General features: G+C 35.6%; 15 protein-coding genes. 10 read left to right on the top strand and 5 right to left on the bottom strand.

Annotated elements, in window-relative coordinates; genetic code table 11:
* Positions 1–112 precede the first annotated feature (112 nt).
* Both gldA and MY04_RS09955 read right to left on the bottom strand, forming a co-directional pair.
* On the bottom strand, positions 113–1,021 hold the full coding sequence (gene gldA, locus MY04_RS09960) for a gliding motility-associated ABC transporter ATP-binding subunit GldA (RefSeq protein ID WP_066209207.1): 909 nt from the start codon (positions 1,019–1,021) through the stop codon (positions 113–115).
* Positions 1,022–1,167: 146 nt separating this feature from the next.
* Positions 1,168–1,440 carry a SelT/SelW/SelH family protein gene (locus MY04_RS09955; RefSeq protein WP_066213189.1) on the bottom strand — a complete coding sequence of 91 codons (273 nt, stop codon included), beginning with the start codon at positions 1,438–1,440 and terminating at the stop codon, positions 1,168–1,170.
* 202 nt (positions 1,441–1,642) lie between these two features.
* Here MY04_RS09955 and MY04_RS09950 point away from each other — a divergent pair, with 202 nt between their 5' ends.
* From MY04_RS09950 to MY04_RS09935, 4 genes are all read left to right on the top strand, one after another.
* Entirely contained in the window at positions 1,643–2,704 is a 1,062-nt protein-coding gene (locus MY04_RS09950) for a lactonase family protein (protein WP_066209204.1), read from the top strand.
* Between the two features lie 171 nt (positions 2,705–2,875).
* On the top strand, positions 2,876–8,362 hold the full coding sequence (locus MY04_RS09945; protein WP_066209196.1) for an Ig-like domain-containing protein: 5,487 nt from the start codon (positions 2,876–2,878) through the stop codon (positions 8,360–8,362).
* A gap of 16 nt (positions 8,363–8,378) precedes the next feature.
* Complete coding sequence (locus MY04_RS09940; RefSeq protein WP_158297640.1) at positions 8,379–9,293, top strand: PorP/SprF family type IX secretion system membrane protein; 915 nt, start codon at positions 8,379–8,381, stop codon at positions 9,291–9,293.
* 6 nt (positions 9,294–9,299) lie between these two features.
* Positions 9,300–11,774 carry an OmpA family protein gene (locus MY04_RS09935; protein WP_084005830.1) on the top strand — a complete coding sequence of 825 codons (2,475 nt, stop codon included), beginning with the start codon at positions 9,300–9,302 and terminating at the stop codon, positions 11,772–11,774.
* Here the strand turns inward: MY04_RS09935 and MY04_RS09930 are convergent, their stop codons facing one another.
* Positions 11,775–15,062 (bottom strand): CHAT domain-containing protein, encoded by a 3,288-nt coding sequence (locus tag MY04_RS09930; protein WP_066209188.1) that lies wholly within the window; start codon positions 15,060–15,062, stop codon positions 11,775–11,777.
* Positions 15,063–15,384: 322 nt separating this feature from the next.
* Positions 15,385–16,374, bottom strand: a complete 990-nt coding sequence (locus MY04_RS09925; protein WP_158297639.1) for an META domain-containing protein — start codon at positions 16,372–16,374, stop codon at positions 15,385–15,387.
* Between the two features lie 391 nt (positions 16,375–16,765).
* On the opposite strand from MY04_RS09925, the gene MY04_RS09920 reads away from it, so the two are divergent.
* The 6 genes from MY04_RS09920 (at position 16,766) to epsC (ending at position 21,319) form a co-directional block, all read left to right on the top strand.
* Positions 16,766–17,131: a hypothetical protein gene (locus MY04_RS09920; RefSeq protein WP_066209182.1), complete on the top strand. Its 366-nt coding sequence runs from the start codon at positions 16,766–16,768 to the stop codon at positions 17,129–17,131.
* A 158-nt stretch (positions 17,132–17,289) separates the two neighbouring features.
* Positions 17,290–18,198, top strand: coding sequence for a PfkB family carbohydrate kinase (locus MY04_RS09915; protein WP_066209179.1), 909 nt, complete (start codon positions 17,290–17,292; stop codon positions 18,196–18,198).
* Between the two features lie 53 nt (positions 18,199–18,251).
* Entirely contained in the window at positions 18,252–18,917 is a 666-nt protein-coding gene (locus MY04_RS09910) for a TatD family hydrolase (protein WP_066209177.1), read from the top strand.
* A gap of 34 nt (positions 18,918–18,951) precedes the next feature.
* Entirely contained in the window at positions 18,952–19,671 is a 720-nt protein-coding gene (locus MY04_RS09905) for a tRNA threonylcarbamoyladenosine dehydratase (RefSeq protein WP_066209175.1), read from the top strand.
* Between the two features lie 150 nt (positions 19,672–19,821).
* The gene (locus tag MY04_RS09900; RefSeq protein ID WP_066209172.1) at positions 19,822–20,415 is read left to right on the top strand and encodes a 1-acyl-sn-glycerol-3-phosphate acyltransferase; all 594 of its coding nucleotides are present in this window, start codon (positions 19,822–19,824) and stop codon (positions 20,413–20,415) included.
* An 88-nt stretch (positions 20,416–20,503) separates the two neighbouring features.
* On the top strand, positions 20,504–21,319 hold the full coding sequence (gene epsC / locus MY04_RS09895) for a serine O-acetyltransferase EpsC (protein ID WP_066209169.1): 816 nt from the start codon (positions 20,504–20,506) through the stop codon (positions 21,317–21,319).
* Positions 21,320–21,481: 162 nt separating this feature from the next.
* Here epsC and MY04_RS09890 read toward each other — a convergent pair whose 3' ends face one another.
* Positions 21,482–22,009 (bottom strand): hypothetical protein, encoded by a 528-nt coding sequence (locus tag MY04_RS09890; protein ID WP_066209167.1) that lies wholly within the window; start codon positions 22,007–22,009, stop codon positions 21,482–21,484.
* Positions 22,010–22,168 lie beyond the last annotated feature (159 nt).

Here is a 22,168-nt window from a genome sequence, read left to right as displayed (position 1 = left end):
GAAAAAATGCCCCTGATTTAATACCATCTCAGTATTAAAAACAATGAAAATTCTAATTTACTCAATACAGTTAATGCAGTAAAAATAATAAAAAAAAGGATAGTAAGGTCTATTATTGAGCCAACTGCTGGAAAATTTCTTCCATGGATTGCATTTGCATATTCATCTCAATAATGGCTGCATTGTTATTTGCCGACGCCCTAAATATATCCCCTCTTAAATCTATGTCTTGAGAGTAGTGTACTAAAATTTGCTGTTCGTTAATCAGTTCGAGTTTTTCTATACCTTCGATAGAATTTAAAAAAGATGCTTTTGTTGGTTTTTCGTAAGTTAAACTGATAGTGGTTTTAGCTCCTAAGTGACGTAAATTTTCAACACTGTCGTTCGCGACAATATCTCCTTTTCTAATAATGACTACTCTATCACACAAGGCTTGTACTTCTTGCATGATGTGAGTAGAAAGCATGACGGTTTTGTTTTTACTTACTTTTTTTATCAAAGATCTGATATCTTCTAATTGAATAGGATCAAGACCAGTGGTAGGTTCGTCTAAAATTAGAACCTCTGGATCGTGAATAAGCGCTTGTGCTAAACCTACTCTTTGACGATATCCCTTTGATAATGCACCAATTTTCTTCTTACGTTCTCTTGTTAAGCCCGTAAGTTCAATCATCTCTTCTATCTTCTCTCTCTTCTTCTGTCCTTTAATTTTGTATAGAGATGCTGAGTAATCCAAATACTCCCGAACATACATATCCAAATACAAAGGATTATGTTCAGGTAAATATCCTACTTTCTTACGTACATCGATAGGCTGATCTACTACATCAAAACCACATACTTTAATTGTTCCTTGAGTGGGGGGAACATAGCAGGTAGCAATTTTCATGGTCGTAGATTTTCCGGCACCATTAGGTCCTAAGAAGCCCAAGATTTCTCCTGGCTTTGCCTCGAAACTAATATTATTTACCGCTGTCTGCTCGTCGTATTTCTTTGTAAGATTGGTTACTTGAATACTCATTTTGCAAAATTATATTTTTTGATGAATGCTTAAACTAAAGATGTATAGTTTCCCGTACAAAAAATCCTAAATTAACATATATAGGCAATAATTTAATGTGGGAGGTTGTACATCGTTAATAATGAGGGAGTAAGGATGAATTATTTCTATTTATCAGAGTGCCCTAAAGATCTTTTTGGATCAATTACATCTCTAATTTTTTGTTTGACCGCTTTGGGTTCTGGGAATCCCGACTCTTTTCGGTCCCAAACTACCTCATCATCTACAGAAATTCTAAATACCCCTCCATCTGTTGGAATCAATTTTACTTCAGCAACATCATTCTGAAAAGTATATAGTAATTCTTGTGTCATCCACACCGCTCGAGGGGTCCAATGACAAAGCGTACAAAACTCTATTGAAATCTTTATCTTCTCCATGATCATCATTTGAATCAAAGTCGACGGAAATCTATTTTATCTAACTCTGATGATTAAATACATCATAATTTATCAATCCTTATACCAAAACTCATCTTTAAAAGAAGATAGGTTTTTTTAGTCGCTTATAATTGTCTAAATTTCATCCTTAAATAATATTGATAGGTATCTCAAAAGAATAGACTTATCTAACTGACAAAAAATGAAAAAACTGATTTTAACGATTGCTTCAATGATGCTTTCATTGGGAGCAATGTCTCAACAAGTTTCTTTTTTAGTGGGAACTTACACTCAAAAGGATTCAAAAGGTGTGTATAAAGTAACACTCGAACAGGAAACAGGGCACTTATTTGTAGATGGAGTAATTATTAAAGCACAAAATCCATCTTATGTAGCTTATTCTAAAAACCGTAAATATTTAGGAGTACTGAATGAAAGTGAAGAAGGAACGGTTAGTTTATACAAAATTAACGACGGACAATTTCATCTAGTCAATAGACAACATACTAAAGGATCTTACCCGTGTCATATATCATTTGATGGAAACAACAATGTATATGTTGCCAATTATGGTTCAGGAAATGTGTCTGTCTTTAAAATCGAAGACAAAAAATTATCAGAAATAAAGCAAACGATCAAATATGATAAGACTGGTCCAAATACAGGACGTCAGGAAGCTTCTCATGCACACTTCTCTAACTTTGTAAAACACTCTAAAACACTTTACACGGTAGATTTAGGTGGAGATGAAGTACATGCGTATCATATGGCTAAAGATGGTTTACAAGAAAAGTTCTCTTTTCAAATTACACCTGGAGGTGGACCAAGACATTTGGTTGATAACGGAGGACATATTTATGTATTGGAAGAACTGACTTCTAAAGTAGCTGTTTATAAGAAAGAGGGGAACAACCCTCAACTAGTGCAAGAAATTTCTATGTTGCCAGAAGGATTTACTGATGCTAATACAGGTGCAGCCATTAAAATGAGCAAGGATAAGAAATTTTTGTATGCAACCAATAGAGGTGATAATAGCATAGTGATATTTAAAGTATTGCAAGATGGACAATTAGAAGTCATTGGTCATGAAAGCGTAAGAGGTGATTCTCCAAGAGACTTCTCTTTCTCACCAAAACAGAATTATATTATTGTGGCGAATCAAGAATCTGATAACATCACATTATTTAAAAGAAATAAAGAGACAGGTTTATTAGAATTTGTTGGCGAAGCAGAAATTAGTATGCCGGTCAATATTGTCTTTTAATCAAATAATACAACTTCAATCCTCTGAATTTATATTTAGGGGATTTTTTTTTGCCTAATTTTAAATATCATAAAATATCTTAATGTAAGTTGCGTGTAACATTGCAAATGTTATTATATTTAAAATGTAAAACCAAAAACATAACTCAAAAATCTTTCTCTACTATTACTGATGATCAATCGTTTAAAAGAACTATTTGTCGTCTTACTAATTTTCATACCTACGTTCTCTTATGCACAGACGGAAATCTGTGATAATGGTATTGATGACGATAATGATGGATTGGTAGATTGTTTCGACCCCGACTGTACCAATTTCCCCGGTTGCGATGGCTTCTATTTTGGCAATGATTCTGCCAATTGCCAAGTAATCCCTCCAATTGTTCCCAACTTTAATATTGTACCTAAGTTCTCTACAGATCCTAATGTGGCAAAAATAGAACAGCGTTCTGGAGTAATGGTGGCCGACTTGGATTTAGATAGTATTCCAGAACTAATCGGTAAATCTATGCCCAAAGGGGAACCCGGCTACATTAATATCTTTAGTGGGGCTGACGGAACACTACTCCAACAAATTACCGAAAAAGGAAATACGCATGCTTATACTCAAGTAGCCATTGCGGATGTGGATAAAAATGGTCTCGGAGATATTTTCGTGAATGAAAATAGAACCATTAGACGTTATGAATATTTATCCGACCGTTTTATTGCTGAAGCCACACAAAAGGTAGTTTCCAATCTTCAAACGCCACAGATTGCAGACTTCGATGGAGATGGCATCCCTGAAGTCTACCTAGGTAATGCCATATTTAATGCAGTCACCTTAGAACGATTGGTTGCTCCCGATTCTGCTAAGAATAGTGGTTCCTTTTCGTATAATATGAGCACGGATCAAGGAAACAAAATCGAAGATTCCTATACTTTAGCCTATGATGTTTTTCAGCCTGGAGATTCCAATCCAAATGGAGGTACTTTCGGAAATGAAGTAGATGGTTTGGAATTAATTGCCGGAGGTAAAGTATATGCGGTGGATCTTACTGGAGGTACTTTAACTGAATTAGTAAGTTGCCCCCTGCCTTCTGGATATAGTAATTATTTCCGTCCCGGTGATGGATTTGTGAGTATTGGCGACTTTACTGGTAATAATAAATTAGAGGTAATTGTAGCTGCCAAAATCAATAAAAATGATATTTCTATTTATTTATGGTCACCTTACACTCAAACGTATCTAGGAAACTATGTCTTCGAAAATTCAGATAAGATTGGTCGTTGTAATCTAGGAGATTTTGATAACGACGGTATGATCGAAGTCGGAACGGCAGGGAAAAATCAATATGTAGTTTTAGAATACAATGCTTCTTCGAACTCCTTAGTGGAGAAATGGAAAAGAACAAAGTTGGACGACGGTTCTCAGATGACCGGTTCTACTTTATTTGATTTTGATGGTGATGGAAATATAGAAGTAGTTTATTCAGAAGAAGAAAACTTATTTATATGGCGATGGGATGAAGACAGTCAAACTTTTATCGAAGTATCGAAAGTGATTTCGAGAGCAGGTACAAGAACAGAGTACCCCTTGGTCGCTGATGTAAACGCCGATGGACAAGCGGAAATTGTTATGGCGGCCCAAGATGTAAACGGTCCCGATGCCGATGCCCTAGGTTTTATTCAAGTTTGGGGTTCTTATGACTCTCCATGGGTTTCTTGTAGAAATTTATGGAATCAACACGGTTATCACGTAACGAATATCAACGATGATTTGACCATACCGGTATCCCCACAAGACAACTTTAACCCTTACTTTGAAGGAACACTGAATTCTTTTTTAAGTCAAACCCCTTTCATTACCGATAGTCTAAATATCTCTTTTGCCACTCCAGATTTAATCATTCCAGATATAGAAGCTGATTTATCTGATTGTGCAGATGGATCGGATATACCTATTAATATTACTATCGAAAATCAAGGAGATTGGTCTGCTGCTTTAGGAACTCCTGTAACACTTTACAATGGTGATCCTTATAGCAGTTCAACGGCAGTAGTTATCGATACAGTGCATTTAACTCAAACTATTCAACCGGGAGAATCGACTATTGTAAACGCATTGGTACCTCAAGATGGAACAAACACCATCGAATTATACATCTTAGCCAATCATAATCCATATGCTTTTGATGGAAGTTTCGTAAGCGTACCTCTTCCTGCAGATACAGTTTATACTCCTTTATTGGAATGTGATTACTCTAATAACCTATCCTTAAAATTAGAAATTAATGGATGTGTGATTCCTCCTACAGTAGATTTGGATAATAATAACAGTTCAGGTATTGCAGGGGCTGATTATCAAACGGTGTATTATAAAGGCTCTGAAACATCAGGGGAATTAGGTGATGAAGATACCAAAATCACTTTATTAGGAACTAATTTTATTTCTAATGCAGTCATCAATTTAACCACCATAGAATCCACCGATTCTCTTACTGTTAGAGGATCATTACCTGGAAGTTTAACTTGGTCCTACACTTCGGGAACAAATCAAATAACCCTTGACGGAGGTGGGACTAAAGCAGAATTCGAAGAGGCTTTGCAGATGGTACATTTTACCAATGCCGCTTTGACTAATTTTAATCAAAGGTCAATCACAACTGTCTTGAACATTACGACAACGAATGTGAGTAGTAATGTGGCCAATACCTATATAGATATTAAATCGAGACCGACCTCACAAGATGAAACAAGAACAATTGATGAGGACACCTTCTACGATTTTTCTGCCGCAGATTTCACATTTAATGATGAAGACGGAGATACATTTGATGGCATTCGTGTCAGTTTCCCTCTTGATCCTTTAAACTTTAGAGGACACTTGGTATATGACGGTGATACAATTACTATCTATCAGTTAACTATTGGGTATGAAATTCCTAATCCTGCACTATTAAGGTACTATCCTATTGAAGATCAAAGTAACGATAATCATAACCCATACTGTATTTTTAATTTCAGAGTAAAAGACAATACGGGTGTTGATTTAACTCATCACCATTCGATACGACATACCTTTACGATAAATGTTAACCCAATTGCCGATCCTCCAATCTCTAGAGATACTACGGTTGTTGTTAGAGAAGTAACACCTGAGACGGGCCTAATCACACAATATTTTGAGTTTTCAACAGTAGACGTTGGAGCGACTTTTAGTAAAGTGAAGATTGTGTCTTTACCAGATAAAGGGACTTTAACCTATAATGGTTCTGGAACTTATGTGCCAGTAACTGTTGGTCAGGAATTAGATGCTACAGGAGGTTTTAATGTTCAATACACTTCTGATGTATTTGTTCCTGGGGTTGATGATATTATTCATTACTCAGAATTTGATTTTAAAGTCATAGATTCAAATACAACAGAGTCCGATTCTACCTATCATGTCTATATCAATTTATTGAAGGACATTGTGATACTTGATTTTTGGAAATATGGTTTGAAAAATCAAAATATATACTTTGAACCAAATGATTTCCTCACCCATTATCATAGTGAAACCAATCAACCTTTATCTAAGATTGTCATTAAATCATTACCAGGAAATGGTGTTCTAACCTACAACGGGGACACCTTATCTATAGGTGATGAAATTGATATAGCTGGATTTGATGATGATGATGCCACAACACCAAACTTTATTTTTGATCCAGATCAATATTTTAGTGGTTTAACTTCATTCCTTTATAATGTAATTGATCAGCCTGGAGATGTGAGTACTCAGGATGCGACCATCAATATATTTATCAGAGATGTGAGACATGAACCTGTTGCGGTGGATGATTTTACTGGAACAGTGGCAAATGTATCAGTAATTATTGATGCCTTGGCAAATGATTATGATGATGATAATGATTCAATTTTCATCACTAGAATAACAAATGTGGAACATGGTACAGCTTCCATAGTAGAGCAAAGAGTTTATTTTGTACCTGAATATGGTTATGTAGGTAGTGATGCCAATGCAGCTACTATCGATTATGTAATATCAGATGGTAGAGAAGGAACAAGTACTGCAACTATACACATTAATATTACTAATGATGCCCCAGAAGTTGGAAATCTTTACTACGGTGGGTATGTAGGTGATACCATTCACTTCTCTGCACATGATTTTGAATCTAGGTTTAGGGATAGTCAAACGCTACAAAAGATCAAATTCACTTCATTACCGTCACAGGGGACAATATATACCCAACCTCAAACGGCCATTGCAGTGAATCAGGAAATAAACACAGCAGATATAGATCAGTTGTATTACATCAATAATTTGCCAGAACAGGAAATTACCGAAAACTTTAATTGGAATGGATCTGATGGAACTCAGTTTGCTGATGCCGATGGTAATGTGAGAATACATCTATATCAAAAAACGCATCCACCTACAGCTGTAAATGATATAGCAACAACTGTAGAAAATGCCTCTATTTTGATAGATGTTCTTGCTAATGATTCCGATCAAGATGGAGATTCTATATATGTAACTATTGTTGATATGGAAGAAATTCATACCGCAGACGGTACAGTTGTTATCGAAAATAATCAAGTGAGATTTACACCAACAATTGGTTTTACAGGATTGACCTATGCTCGTTATTTCATTACAGATGATAGAGACGGATCTTCCGAAGCCATCATAAGAATCACTGTAGTAACTTCTCCTGATGCACCATTACCATTGCCTTTCGAAAAATATGGAGAAAAAAATCAGGATCTCCCACTTTCTTTGTTAGATTTTGAAGATCATTATACTGATCCAAATAACATGGCCTTGGATTCTGTTCGTTTAGAGAATGATCCAAGTGATGGAACATTGTTCTTAAATAATACTCAAATAACAGTATTACAAGGTATATCAAGGAATGATCTAGACGATATCGTTTACAGACCAAACACCGATTACTTAGGTGATGATCAAGTGAGGTATAACGTTTATAATGGCGAATTCTGGGGTAGGGCATCGAGTAGTATCACTTTCCACATTGTGGAGGAACTTGATAATATTACTCCTGTAGTGGTGGATATCACTAAGAAAGGAAGTGAAAATGAAGACATCCCAATTACTCTTTCAGATTTCGAAAATGCCTTCACAGATCCAAGAGATTCAGCGATGATGGCCATCAGAATTCTATCGTTACCCGAACACGGTGATATTACCTTCGACGATCAAGAGGTGATGATCAATCAAATAATTAGTGCAGATAGTTTAGATCAATTGATTTATTCGCCTGATAATGGTTTTGCAGGGAATGATAGTCTGCATTGGAACGCCACCAACGGTATGCGTTATGCCGATGAAGATGCTGCAGTACTTATTCAAATTGGGCCTGAGTTAGTGATTTATTCTTCTTTCACTCCAAACAACGATGGCATAAATGATTATTGGCACATTAAGGATATTGAATTCTATCCAAACAACGAAGTAACCATTTATAACCGTTGGGGAAATGCTATTTATAATGCCAGCGGATACGATAACACAAGTGTCCGATGGGAAGGCACCAATAACCAAAGTGGGGTTGGAAGTAATATCTTACCCGCATCTACCTATTTCTATAAAGTTGACTTAAAAGACGGATCTCCTGTTCGATCGGGATATGTTGTTCTTGCTAAATAACCCAAAAAAGAAAAACATGAAAAAGTGTTTTGCAATAGTATGGCTGTTGATGATTGTTCTATTTCATCAAGTCAAAGCCCAACAAACTACATTATATTCTCAATACATGTTTAATGGATTGACCATCAATCCTGCCTATGCAGGTAGTCAGGGAGGTGTAAATACATCTCTGATTTACCGACAGCATTGGACAGGCGTAGGCGGCTCTCCAAATACCACCACTTTAGCGATAGATTCCCCGTTAGGAAATAAAAGAATGAGTATTGGTGGATTGTTCTCACAAGATAAAATTGGCGCTACTACCACTCAGAATATGAATGTGGTGGCTTCCTATAGAATCAATTTATTTTCTGGAACACTCTCTTTTGGTTTGCAAGGAGGATTTAATAGCGTGGCGGTCAATTTTGCAGACCTCACTTCATTTTTACCCGATCCGGCATTGCCTGATGGAACTGTTAGAAGAAACTCTCCCAATTTTGGGGCAGGGTTGTTCTACAATACCGATCATCTTTACCTAGGTTTCTCAGCACCAAGGCTGATAAGCTCTGATTTAGGTGATCCTAATTCGACTTTAGTGGTGGAAGAAAAGCGACATTATTTCTTAAATGCAGGTTACGCCATAGAGCTATCTCACCTTTTGATGTTGAAACCGAATATTCTCTTCCGATTAACAGAAGGGGCTCCCTTACAAGCTGATATTAACCTGAATGCATTAATTATGGAGTGGATATGGTTTGGTGTTTCTTACAGAACACAAGAATCCTTTGCACTCCTTACCGAAATACAACTAAGCAAAGTCTTTAGAATAGGCTATTCTTATGATATGATTACCAACTCCGCTTCCAATATTACCAACGGATCGCATGAGTTTGTGATTAATGTATTCTTTGAGAATAAGAAAAAGAAAATAAAAACACCAAGATACTTTTAGCAGCATATGAAGAACTTCATTTTACTACTTTTGATGCTGATATCGCCTGTACTCTTTGCACAAACAATGAAGAACCAAAGAGTACAAGATTTTGATGAAAGAAACGAGGAACGTTTTCAGAACATGGATTATGCGAAAGCGTTAAAGCATTATCAAAAGAAATATCAAAAAGAAAGTAATCCAGAAAAAAAGGAAGAATATGCGATACAAATGGCAAGATGCTTCCAAAAACTAAACAAGCCACAAAAAGCTGTAGATCTATTCGATAAAATGGATAGTTCATTAATTGCATCCAATGAAGTGGCAACAATCACTTATGCAGATGCTTTATACAATGTAGGAGAATATAAAAAAGCAGAACAGTGGTATAAAAAAGCGTTTGCTAGGAAAGGGGCAGAGCATTCTGCCGAGGTGTATCAGAAGCTGAAAAATTTATCGGCTATTCAACCACTTATGAGAGATCAAGATCTCTTTGAGGTGAGAAGCCCTTCCTTCAACTCCAATCAAGACGATTTCAGTCCATTTAAATACAACAATGGCTATGTCTTTTCATCCAATAGAAAAACAAAACAAACAGGTGGGAAAAAATATGCTTGGGACGGAGGTTCCTTCTTGGATCTTTTCTATGTAGATTCTTTGGGGAATGTTCAAAATTTCTCCTCAAAAATCAACTCTAAATACCATGAGGCTTCGGCATCGATTAGTCCTGATGGAAACATGATCGCCTTTACACGTAGTTCAGCTAAAGAAAAAACTGAAGATAAAGAAAGTAACTTACAATTGATGATCGCCACTAAAAATGGAGAAGGAGATTGGAGTAAACCTCAAGACTTTTTGTGGAATATGACGGATTATTCTACAGGTCATCCCGCCTTTTCTTCTGATGGAAAACGATTGTATTTTGTATCTGATCGACCTGATGGAATTGGTGGGTCTGATATTTATTATTCCGATATAAAAGAGAATGGAAAGTTTTCTTCTCCTACACTAATGGGAAAAGAGATCAATACAGAAAAGAACGAAGTATTTCCTGCAATAGATGGAAACAAGCTCTATTTTTCTTCCGATGGTTGGGGAGGACTTGGTGGGTTGGATATTGTGATGCAAAACTTGGATAGTTTATACGAAAAGCCTGTTCACCTTCATGCTCCCATAAATTCGAGTTACGACGATTTCGGAGGTACTAAAATTAATTTGAAGAGCTATTACATATCTTCCAATAGGATGACCGAATTCTCTGATAAAGGAAACGACAATATTCTAGAAGTAGAGAAGGTTTTCTTTAAAGGGATAGTCATTGATAAGTTCGAAAGAACACCCATCCCAGATGCATTAGTAGAGATAGATGGAAAGGTGGTGACTAAATCGGATGAGTCGGGTTTATTTAAGGTGCGCTTCGATCAATGGCCCGATTTGATGCCTATTATTGGTAGAAAGCAGAGTTATGCATCAGATACTTTGGAAGGGGAAGAAGCCGCCCAAACAATTGAAATGGGGGAGCCAATTGTCTTAGAATTAGCACAACCTTATATCGAAGGTCATGTGTATGATTCACTCACTAAAGAACCAATCATTGCTCGATTAACGATAAAAGATCGATCCACTGAAACAGAGAGAGTCGTATTTTCAGATTCTACAGGTTATTATAGAATATCTGCCAAAGCACAGGAACATTATGACTTTATTTCAGAACGTCCACGATATTTTACAAGGCGACAAGCAACCAATACACAAGACCATTACAAAACGGTGAGAGATATTGCCATGAATCCAATAGTGGGGCAACGTATCCGTATTTACTATAATTTTGATATGTCGAACATCCGAGATGATGCCTCTCACTCGTTAGATACTGTAGTCAATGTGATGAAATACAATCCGACCATTACGATCGAATTATCTTCTCATACGGATATTAGAGGGCGAGATGCTTACAACCAAACGTTATCAGATCGTAGAGCCAAAGAAGCCTTTGATTATGCTGTCCGTAAAGGTATCGCCGCAGAAAGAATGACCTACAAAGGGTATGGAGAAACCATGCCGGTCATCGATTGTAAAGGTAAGAGATGTACGGAAGCAGAGCATCAACTAAATCGTAGAACAGAGTTTTATGTGACGGGTTATCTTAATGAAAAAGGGTACTTTGGAAGTGATTATAACAAGTTTTATCCCGATTCATTATCAGAAGTCTTGGAGGATAGCGATAAAGAAATCATGCGTTCCAATTTCAATAGTATCACTGGGATATTTGTAAGTTTGATTGGAGGAGTAGAAGGATATAATGTAAAAGCCTTGGACGATCAAGGGAAGCTATTAGCACAAGATAAAACAACAGAAGAAGGGGTGTTCAACTTGATGGTTCCGAATCAATACAAGTACAAATTAGTGCTGGATAAAGAAGGAATTGAAATCACACACCGCTACATTACGTTGGAAGACTTCGATGGGAAATCAAACTTTGATGTCACCATTTATAAATAACTAATCCACCATCACAAAAGCTCCCCAATAATAAGGGTTTGGATATGTTTTTATCACTTCTTTTTGGGCAAGGCGAAAGGCAACAGTTTTGTCTTTCGTCTTGATCCACTGTCTATAAAATTCATTCATCAAAAGCTGGGTAGCGTAATCATCTACACTCCATAAACTCATAATGATGGTGTTCACTCCGGCAATACTAAATGCATATTGCAAGCCTGAAATACCATCGCCTGAAGTAATATCAGATAATCCGCTTTGGCAAGCAGACAAGACCAATAATTCGGTATCTTTTAGGTTCAATCCTTTTACCTCATACGCCGTAAGAATACCATCATTTCCCTCATCATATATCTCTTTTAGATCCTTTTCATTTTTAAAAGTGATCTCCGAAAAGAACAATCCTGATTTTAATAAAGGACTGCTAATGATCGGATTTTTTAGTTGGTCCAAATAAAAACCATGTGTTGCTAAGTGGATAATGTAGGGAGAGGTGTGAATGTTTTTTACATTTTTTTCCGTAGCATTCAATTTATTTAAAGTCACCACATTCCAATCGTGTTCCTTAAATAAATCTGCTGTGTTTTGAATCTCTTTTGCTGTTCCAGGTAAATTATAGAGGTTGAAATAATAAGCTTGACGAGTATTCTCATCTGTATTTCCTCTAGTCGAGGACACTTCCTCCACTTGGAAAACCGGGTCGCCCACCAATATGATTTCTTTATTGATCACCTTCTTTTCTTTTTGAAGATGAATGTCTGCAGTGCTCATCACAAAGTGGATGTTTTCCTCGTCGATCACGTATTTTTTAGTCTCAGGATTGGTGAGGATATTTAGATTGATAGAGTTATAAATCCCATCATTACTCAAATAGATTTTATCACTTTTGATGCCTAAATCATCGATTACTTTTCGAATCGGTTTCCAATAAAAATCATACGCATTGATATTTCTTTTTGGTTCATCAGTCACTATCAGCGATCTTGTTTTCATGGTCACTATCTGATGATAATAATCTAACACATCAACCTCTAAGATCTTTGCATTGCCAATAGGAACGAACTTTGGACGTTCCAACTCTTTAGAAATAATGACGGCTCCATAGGAAACTTTAGTATCAATAATGTTTTTAAGTTTTAAGATTTCAATGGCTATTTCTCCATTTTTTAAACGCTCTTGTGTGCTTTGCCAAGTAAGGTCTTGGTTTAAAACGGAAGAGTCGTTTTTATCATAAGTAGCGTACACCAACGATTTCTCTAAATTATTGATTCGGTCAGAAATGCCATAGCAATCGAAATCAATTTTTTTCCTTTCCTCTACAGAGAAAAAATTAGCTGTAGCTAACTGAGATTTGAGCTTTTTTAGACTGTTGGTATAATTGGTGAATTCTACTTTTTGTCGGTATTTACTCAGCATCTTAATGTTCTCTTTTCGTTGAATAGATTCCTTCAAAAAGTATTTTCGGTAATTGACTTGTAAGTCGTAACACTTCTCCCTCATAAGCGAAGACCTCATACCCTGATCTGTCGTCATTAAGCTAAAGAAATAAGTAAATACAGCACTGGAATGATGTATAAAATTAATTTTCTCGTCCTCGCTGGTAAAGATCAATTGTTCGTTCAACTGTTTGAACTTTAAATCGACCGCATCCAAAATCATTTTTTCGGCCAAATCCCATTTACCAAGCATAGAGTTGGTATAGGCCATTTTACTGATGATTGTAGGTTTGTGGATGGAGAAATTATCGAAAGTATTTTCTAAAGTCTTGAGTTCATTGTAGGCCAATTCATATTCTTTTTTTGAATTTAGAATATCTACTTTCTTAAACTTGATTTGCAATCTGATGTAATACTTCACATCAATCTCCAGTGCATCAGCTAATTTTTCTGCTGATTGATAATTTCTGAAGGCTTTATCAAATGATGAGGTGTTAAAGTGATAATCGCCCAATAGTTGTTGGGTTTTAATCAACAAAGAATGGGAGTTGTTTAATAACTTTTTGATGTCACTCTCAAGTGTTACCACTTTATCAGTAATATCTATTGTTGGATTTTGATACAATTCGCATTTATACAAAACAGTCTGTACCAAATAACCTACAGCACTATTATCAAGCTTTCGTCGCTTAAGAAAAGCCAATTCTCTTTCACAGAGTGTCCTTGCATCAGAAAATCTACCGACCATAAGAAAAAGCTCAGATAAGGAACAAAGTGCTTCTGTATAGTGCTGAGTGAAGAATATTTTTTCTTGCAAAACAATGGAAAGAAGCTCGGTAAATCTTAATTCCGATTGCACATATTCTCCTTTTATTAAATGTATTTCTCCTCGAAGTCTTAGTTCGAAAAAGCGGAGTTCTAGATCGTAGGATTGAATGTGTTCTCCTTTTTCTAAGTAATGAGAGGCTGTTTTGGTGTTTCCTTTTTTTAAGTAAATATCGGATAGATGTAAGTAGGCTTCTTTTAATAATAGAGGGTCGCCATTGACATGGTCGAATTTATCGACCACAAGTTTAAAGTACTCTTCGGACCGAGTAAATTTATTTTCCTCTTTATAGACATCGGCAAGTTTGAAATACACTTTTAGGGTGGAAATATGATTTTGCCCAAATATCTCTTTTCTTAAGGTTAGGCACTTGTTGTAGTACTTTTCGGACAATTTAAATTGTCCTTGCATATAGTATGCATCACCTATAGTAGAGAGTAAATCAAGGTAACTGGGGTTTCTTTCTCTACCTTTAGACTCATAATTTTCTTTTAACTCGGTGAGTGTTTTAATCACATCAAAATTCTTGTTGTAAGAAGCAATAAACATATTGGCCATATGTAATTGAATCCATTCATCATCAATGGAATTTTCGAAACCGATACGTTCTTTTTCATGATTGAAATTCTGAATTCTACTTTTTATAAACAGCTTTTCACTCTCTTCATATTCCTTGAAATTTTGATGTATGATGGCTCTATTGATAGAACAATAAATATTATCGGGGTGCTCTTTTGATAAAGTTTTTATGTAGATCATCTCAGCCTCATCGACTAATGAAATAGCTTGGAATGTCTGATCGAGCATTAGTAAACAGAAGGCTTTATAATTAAGGGCCAATGCATAGTCAGGGTAGAGCCAACCAGAAGCTTTGTTCATAATTTCTAAAGCTCTGTCGATTTGCTTAATGGCAGTGGAATATTCATGGCGGATAATGGCTTGTTCGGTAGAAACGATCAAAGGGATAACTACTTCGATACTTTCGTTGCCATATTTTTGGACGGATTGGTTGATCCATTGTTTGGACATGTCTTTAGCCTCCCAAATCTTACCTTCTTCTTGGAGCTGGTGGATGAGTTGGGGGGAGTAGTCTTTATTTTTTTGTGCTAATGAGATTGGAGTATTTATAAAATAAAGAAAATAACTACAGAGTATAAGTAGAGAATTAGGTTTCAAGGGGCAGAAAGTGTTATTTATAGATCTACCTTAATTTAAAAAAACTTCTTGATATAAAGGTAACTATGTAAGTTTGAGTGTGTTATTGATTGATTAAAAAAAGGGACTGTCACCAAAAGTAACAGCCCCTTTTACATGGGTATTTTGAAGCACCCATATCTATTTTAATCTCTAATTATTTCTTTTTCGCCTTTAAAATCACTTGCTTTCCAGAAAGTAATTGTAACTCATCATCAACAATTTGATAGTTGTCAACAAGATCAATCTTAGCAAAGAAAACGTGCTCTACTTCATTGTTAGCACACATTTTTCTTGTTGCCATTAATGGTCCAACTTTGATGTCATATGAATAAGCATCTAATTTTACTTTCCCATTAAAGTTGTTACAGCTACCGCTTCCGCTAGCGTCTCCATCTTTGCTGATCATAATATTAGGGACATTTCCATTGAAATCGTCTACACCTTCGATGAAAGTGAATTCCCAGTTTTTATAAAGATCTCTATGGTTTACACCACGTTTTGCAGTAACAAGAACCTCATCGTCCTTTTTTAGTGTAATCATATCACCATCGATATCAAATTTATTGAAGTTCTCTAAGATCTTACCTAAAGCTCTTTCTTGTTCTGCTACTTCTTCACAGAACATCATTGTCGACATGAATGGACCCGATTTTAGTTCATCTTTTTCAGCATCATATTCTAAAGCACCACCTAGGCCGTTACAACCAGCATAACCATTTATTCTATTTGATTTCGTATCAAAATAGATATATGTTTTTAAAGGATCAGCATCTAAATCGCCTAATTTAGAGATTACCCAAGTACCCTCTAATAACATTAGTTTATCTTGTTTCTCGTTCACGACTTTAACTAATTTATAACGTAGTGATGATGCATCTGCAGGAGGATTATCTACTTTAACTATAGAAACCTCTAATACAGATTCGACACCTACTTTATGATCAAACCCTTCGATTTTACCGTAAAAGTTTTTCCATTCAGTATCTCCATCTTCTTTAATTAATAAGCATTCTTGAGGTCCAACGCCTGTACATTCTGTAGTTTGAGCACTTACAGTAATCGTTTTGGTTTCAGATTTTGGTGATTTTGTTGAAGCACAAGCAGTTACTATTAGAGTAATTAGTAATGCAATACTAAGTTTCATATTATTTGTCATAATTCACTGTGTAGTTATGAATAATCTTTTTGATTTTAGAACGGATAAAAGGTTAATATTTACATTCTCTCGTTCGTTGAATCTTATTTAACGAGTAAAATTATTTATGTGTCTATAAATTAAGGAAGGAAAAGGGGTTAAACAAAGTTAAAAGAAAATTCTTTCCATTTATGCGGTTGTATTACAGTCATTTAATGCTCTATTTATATAAATGAAGTGTAGGTTGTTAAAAGTGAATGAATATCAAAAAATAGCCTTTTAAAAAAAAATATAGAATTGTTGTCCTAACTTCGGATTCAATTGTCTTACTTTGTGATAAGGAAGGTATTTTCTCAACAAGGATTCCTTCAATAGAATGAGAGTGTAAAGCGACAAATATATGAAAACAACAATCTATACTTTATTATTGAGTATGGTTTGTCTTCTATTCGGTTCATGTGATTCTGAAGAATCGAAATTAACATCTTGTGATCACAGTAATATTGGGGAACGATACCAATATTATTCCGATGTGTTTTTAGAAGCTTTAGCAAAGAGCGATTGTGAAGCGATAAATGAACAATCAGAAGATGCTTTGGAGTTTATAAATGCGAATCAGAATTGTTTAGTTATTTATATGGTTCTTCAAGAAGGGAATAATGTAAATGATGAAAAAGAAGCCAATTTGATTATAGAAGACATGAAATCTCAAATACAGACGATTCAATACAGTTGTGAAGTAGAGAATTTGCCTGTGAGAAGGTAAAATCTAGTCAATAGATTTAAAGAAAAGACCGATAATGGAAAGTAACCTTATCGGTCTTTCTTATTTTCAAAGAATTATGTTTACTTTTGCAGACTAATAGGATCAGATTTATCGAAGTCTGTATCAATCTAAAAAACTGAAATAAATAAAAATATCATATGAGTTTGTTAACTGTAGGTTCTGTAGCTTTTGATGCTATCGAGACTCCTTTTGGAAAAACAGATAAAATTATCGGTGGAGCAGGTACATATATTTCTATCTCTTCATCATTCTTTACAAAGCCTGTAAATGTTGTTGCTGTAGTTGGTGATGACTTTCCTGAGGAATACATCAAAACGCTAGAAAGCCAAGGTATTAACACAGACGGTCTTCAAGTAAAAGAAGGTGAAAAAACGTTCTTCTGGGCAGGGAAATATCATAACGATATGAACTCAAGAGACACTTTGGTGACTGAATTGAATGTATTGGAGCACTTCGATCCAATCGTTCCTGCAAATTATCAAGATGCTCAATATGTAATGTTGGGTAACCTTTCTCCTCAAGTACAATCGACGGTTATCGAGCGTTTGGAAAACAGACCAAAGTTAGTTGTTATGGATACAATGAACTTCTGGATGGACATCGCTTGGGACGATCTAATGAAAACAATTTCTATGGTAGATGTTCTTTCTATCAACGATGAGGAAGCACGTCAACTTTCTAAAGAATATTCTTTAAGAAAAGCAGCTAAGAAAATCATGGAAATGGGACCAAAGTACTTGATCATCAAAAAAGGTGAGCACGGTGCATTGTTATTCCACGAAGACAAAGTATTCTCAGCGCCAGCTTTACCATTGGAAGAAGTATTCGATCCAACAGGAGCAGGTGATACTTTTGCAGGTGGCTTTATTGGTTACTTAGCAAAAACAGATGATATCTCTTTCGACAACATGAAAAAGGCAGTGATCTACGGATCAGCAATGGCCTCTTTCTGTGTAGAAAAATTTGGTACTGATCGTTTGTTAGAAATCACAGAAGCTGATTTAGAAGCGAGAGTAAAAGAATTCGAGGAACTAACAGTTTTCTAATTGAATTCTTAACGATATATTAGGGACATTACTAAAGTGATGTCCCTTTTTTTATGATCTATTTTAACGCACATACACATCATCCGAGTAGAGAAAATGAGCTGGGATTAAGAAATAATTTTATACAGTCTTTCCACTCAATTTCTGATGAAAAACTCCAATCATCAGGAATACACCCTTGGCATATACAAGAAGTAGATATAGCGGCTTGCTTTGACGAATTAACTCAGGTGATACATCAAATAGATGCGGTTGGAGAATGTGGTTTAGATAGAGTTATTGATGTAGATTGGGAGCATCAAAAAGAGATTTTCATCCGGCATATTGACTTATCAGAAAAACATCATTTACCCTTAATCATTCATTCCGTTAGGAGTTATCCTGATGTTCTTCAAATAAAGAAACAACAAAAGTGTGTACAACCTTGGGTGATACATGGTTTTACGGGAAATACACAAACCGCAGATCAGCTGATAAAAAATGGATGCTACTTATCTTTTGGAACACAATTCATGAATGGGCACAAAAAAACAATACAAGCATTACTTGATGTTGATCCTAATTATGTTTTCTTCGAGACAGATGATGATGCTGAATTATCAATTAAGACGGTATATAAACAGGCTTCTGCTTTATTAAAAGTAGAGGAAGATGAATTAATAAGCCAAAAACTTGAAATTGCTTCGAAGATTTTTCCCAAAATTAAAGGACTTCTTTAAATTTGCCCCCGAATTTTAAACACTATTCAGAATTATGGGACATTGGCAAGAAAGAACTGAGCTTTTAGTGGGCACAGAAGGATTAGATACATTAGGTAAAGCACACGTATTAATTATTGGTGTAGGTGGCGTTGGTGGTTTTGCTGCTGAGGCAATTGGTAGAGCAGGCGTTGGTAAAATTACTTTGGTTGATGGTGATGTGATCGAACAAAGTAATAGAAATCGTCAGATTGCAGCCTTAATATCTACAGACGGAATGCCAAAAGCAGAAGTGATTGGCAATAGAATTAAAGATGTAAATCCGAATGTCGACTTGGATGTTCAGAAAATCTACTTGGATGGGGAGAACATCAAAGAGTTGTTACTTGCACATAAATATGATTATGTGATCGAATGTATCGATACACTTGCTCCAAAAATGGACGTGATTAGAACAGCGATCCAAAATGATATCAAAATTGTTAGTTCGATGGGAGCCGGTGGACGAATGGATCCAACCCAAACAAAAGTGGCGCGTTTGAAGGATACATATAACTGTCAGCTAGCACAAAAAATTAGAAAGAGAATCAAAGAGAAGAGTATCAAAAGAAAGCTTAAGGTGGTGTACTCTCCCGAATTAATTGATAAATCGAAAGTGAAAACAGTGGAAGGTGTATTGCATAAAGCATCTACTATTGGAACTATTTCCTATATGCCCGCCGTTTTTGGTTTAACATGTGCTTCTGTAGCCATTCGTGGAATTTTGGAGGACTAAAAGGTGCTTAAAGTCATCATAAATTTTTGGCGTTTTTGTCACATAATAAAAATGGTATCGGTTTTATAAGTTAGAAATGATACACATGGATAAAATATCCACTGTGTGGTGTTAAAACTTAACTAAACCTTATTTTACACATTATACGTAATGATCAGATTATTATTCAATTTTTTTTATTGGTTAAATGGCTGGAAGTTAAACATTCATCATATACCTGTTGAAACCATGAAAAGAAGTGTCTTTTTAGCAGCCCCTCATACAACCAACTGGGACGCTGTGTACATGGTGGCTTGTATGAGAAAGATTGGTATTAAATTAAGGTTTGCCATTAAGAAAGATTGGATCAAGTTTCCTTTGAATATTGCATTAAGTCCAATGGGGGCGGTTGGAATAGATAGAAGTCCTAAAGTTGCAGGAGAAAAAAGGTTGAGTATGGTAGAAGCCATGGCCAATCTTTTTGAAACCAACAAAGAGTTGGCATTAGTGATACCTCCTGAGGGATCAAGGTCTCTAAGAGAAGAATGGAAATCGGGTTTTTACTATGTAGCATTAACTGCAAAAGTGCCTATTCTTTTAGCTTATTTAGATTATGAGAAAAAAGAAGGGGGAATTATTGAAGCTTTTGAGCCTACTGGCGATATAGACGCGGATATGAAATACATAACGAAAGTGTATCAAGAGTTCGATCCCAAACCAAAATTTCCAGAAATGTATTCTTTAGATAAAAGGTATATTTCTTAAAGTCAGTTTACTTCATTAATATTGTAAACACAAACTACTATTCTCTCGTAATGTTATTATATAGTAGGTTAGAGGATGATGAAGTAACATGGAAAAGATTCAAAAAGAAATCATAAATCAGATAAATAAATCGAAATGTATGTTACAAATGCCTTCCAAAGCTAAAGCGGAAGAGTTTGTAGACGATATGTTTCGATTTTTATTTCCAGTAGTTTCTGGAGTAGAACAAGGGTATTATGCCTCTGAATTGGCATTGATACGTTTACAAGGGAAACTTCAAGAACTATTTTTACCTATTCGAGATCAGTTTGATGTGGGTTGTGTAGATGTAACAGAACGATTTTTTGATGCATTACCCGATATACATCAACGCCTATTAAAAGATGCACAGGCTTGCTTTGATGGTGACCCTGCAGCACAATATATCGAGGAAGTTATTTTAACCTATCCTGGGTTCTTTGCTATTTTTGTGTACCGTTTGAGTCATCAATTATTTAAATGCGAAGTACCTATCGTTCCTAGATTGTTCTCTGAATATGCACACTCTAAAACAGGTATAGATATTCACCCTGGAGCAAGTATTGGCGATCATTTTTGCATTGATCATGGTACGGGCATTGTGGTAGGAGAAACTTGTAACATTGGCGACCATGTGAAATTGTATCAGGGCGTTACATTAGGTGCTTTGAGTGTAAGCAAAGATTTGGCTTCAGTGAAGAGACATCCAACGATTGAAGATCACGTTGTGATTTATTCTGGAACAACCATATTAGGTGGAGATACTGTTATAGGTGCACACTCTATTATTGGTGGTAATGTTTGGTTAACTGAAAGTATAGAACCACATTCTACGGTGTATACAAAGGCATCTGTGAGTGTTAGACAGAAGGAGAAGAAAGTTTAGCTAATGTGCTAAATAGATAGATATAGATAGGCCCACGATTGAAATCGTGGGTTTTTTATTGTTGATTTTTATGACACTAAAGTATCATAAAAATTAGATAGAAGTCAAAAAAGGCCATCTCAACACTATTGAGACGGCCTTTATGGATATATATTTATGTTATTAGTTTTTACAGACTTCTAGTTCTCCAAGTGCATTGTTCAAACCATCTACACCATTATTTAAATGTGATATAGCGATATGAATATGGTCAATGGCATTGTTTAAATGAGAATGAATTTCTGATACATCATCAGAAAAATGAGCTACGCCCAAGGTATTTGAAGCCATATCAAATACTTTTTTTGCATCATGGAAAGAGCCATGTGCGTCATGTGTTTCGCTACCTGCCACGGTGCAATGGTTGTATGCCTGACTTTTTGCTTCATGCGTCTCATCTTTAGCATAATGAGCGTTCTTCATTGCTGCTTCCGCCTCTGATTTAGCGATTTGCATATTTTCTTTGATACAATCGATCGTTGTACAATCAAAACACTCGCTTATATAGTGCAATGCAGTTTCAGCACCCTCATGTGAAGATTGATAATAATCGTAGGCTTCGTTGATATCGTTGACTATTACATGATGTTGGGCAGTTATAAGAGTCATTGGAGCAATTGTTAAATAGATAATAAGTATTAGTGTTTTCATAGGTTTATTCGGTTTACAAGTGGGTAACAAAGCTGGACTTTGAAATGTGCAATAAATTAGAAAAGTGCAATTACTTTGTTTTAATATTTCAATTTAGGATATAGAATGCTTTAATTAGTACTACTATTCTTTACTGGGTGACATCAAATAAAATGATTA

Source organism: Flammeovirga sp. MY04 (assembly GCF_001682195.2).
In the GTDB taxonomy this organism is placed as follows: domain Bacteria; phylum Bacteroidota; class Bacteroidia; order Cytophagales; family Flammeovirgaceae; genus Flammeovirga; species Flammeovirga yaeyamensis.
This window is presented reverse-complemented; position numbering and strand designations above follow the sequence as displayed.

Coding starts and splice junctions, on each gene's coding strand:
- MY04_RS09940 (WP_158297640.1), top strand. CDS start 8,379: ATGAAAAAGTGTTTTGCAATAGTATGGCTGTTGATGATTGTTCTATTT.
- MY04_RS09925 (WP_158297639.1), bottom strand. CDS start 16,374: ATGAAACTTAGTATTGCATTACTAATTACTCTAATAGTAACTGCTTGT.
- MY04_RS09890 (WP_066209167.1), bottom strand. CDS start 22,009: ATGAAAACACTAATACTTATTATCTATTTAACAATTGCTCCAATGACT.
- MY04_RS09900 (WP_066209172.1), top strand. CDS start 19,822: ATGATCAGATTATTATTCAATTTTTTTTATTGGTTAAATGGCTGGAAG.
- epsC (WP_066209169.1), top strand. CDS start 20,504: ATGGAAAAGATTCAAAAAGAAATCATAAATCAGATAAATAAATCGAAA.
- MY04_RS09920 (WP_066209182.1), top strand. CDS start 16,766: ATGAAAACAACAATCTATACTTTATTATTGAGTATGGTTTGTCTTCTA.
- MY04_RS09935 (WP_084005830.1), top strand. CDS start 9,300: ATGAAGAACTTCATTTTACTACTTTTGATGCTGATATCGCCTGTACTC.
- gldA (WP_066209207.1), bottom strand. CDS start 1,021: ATGAGTATTCAAGTAACCAATCTTACAAAGAAATACGACGAGCAGACA.
- MY04_RS09955 (WP_066213189.1), bottom strand. CDS start 1,440: ATGGAGAAGATAAAGATTTCAATAGAGTTTTGTACGCTTTGTCATTGG.
- MY04_RS09945 (WP_066209196.1), top strand. CDS start 2,876: ATGATCAATCGTTTAAAAGAACTATTTGTCGTCTTACTAATTTTCATA.
- MY04_RS09915 (WP_066209179.1), top strand. CDS start 17,290: ATGAGTTTGTTAACTGTAGGTTCTGTAGCTTTTGATGCTATCGAGACT.
- MY04_RS09910 (WP_066209177.1), top strand. CDS start 18,252: ATGATCTATTTTAACGCACATACACATCATCCGAGTAGAGAAAATGAG.
- MY04_RS09950 (WP_066209204.1), top strand. CDS start 1,643: ATGAAAAAACTGATTTTAACGATTGCTTCAATGATGCTTTCATTGGGA.
- MY04_RS09905 (WP_066209175.1), top strand. CDS start 18,952: ATGGGACATTGGCAAGAAAGAACTGAGCTTTTAGTGGGCACAGAAGGA.
- MY04_RS09930 (WP_066209188.1), bottom strand. CDS start 15,062: ATGTCCAAACAATGGATCAACCAATCCGTCCAAAAATATGGCAACGAA.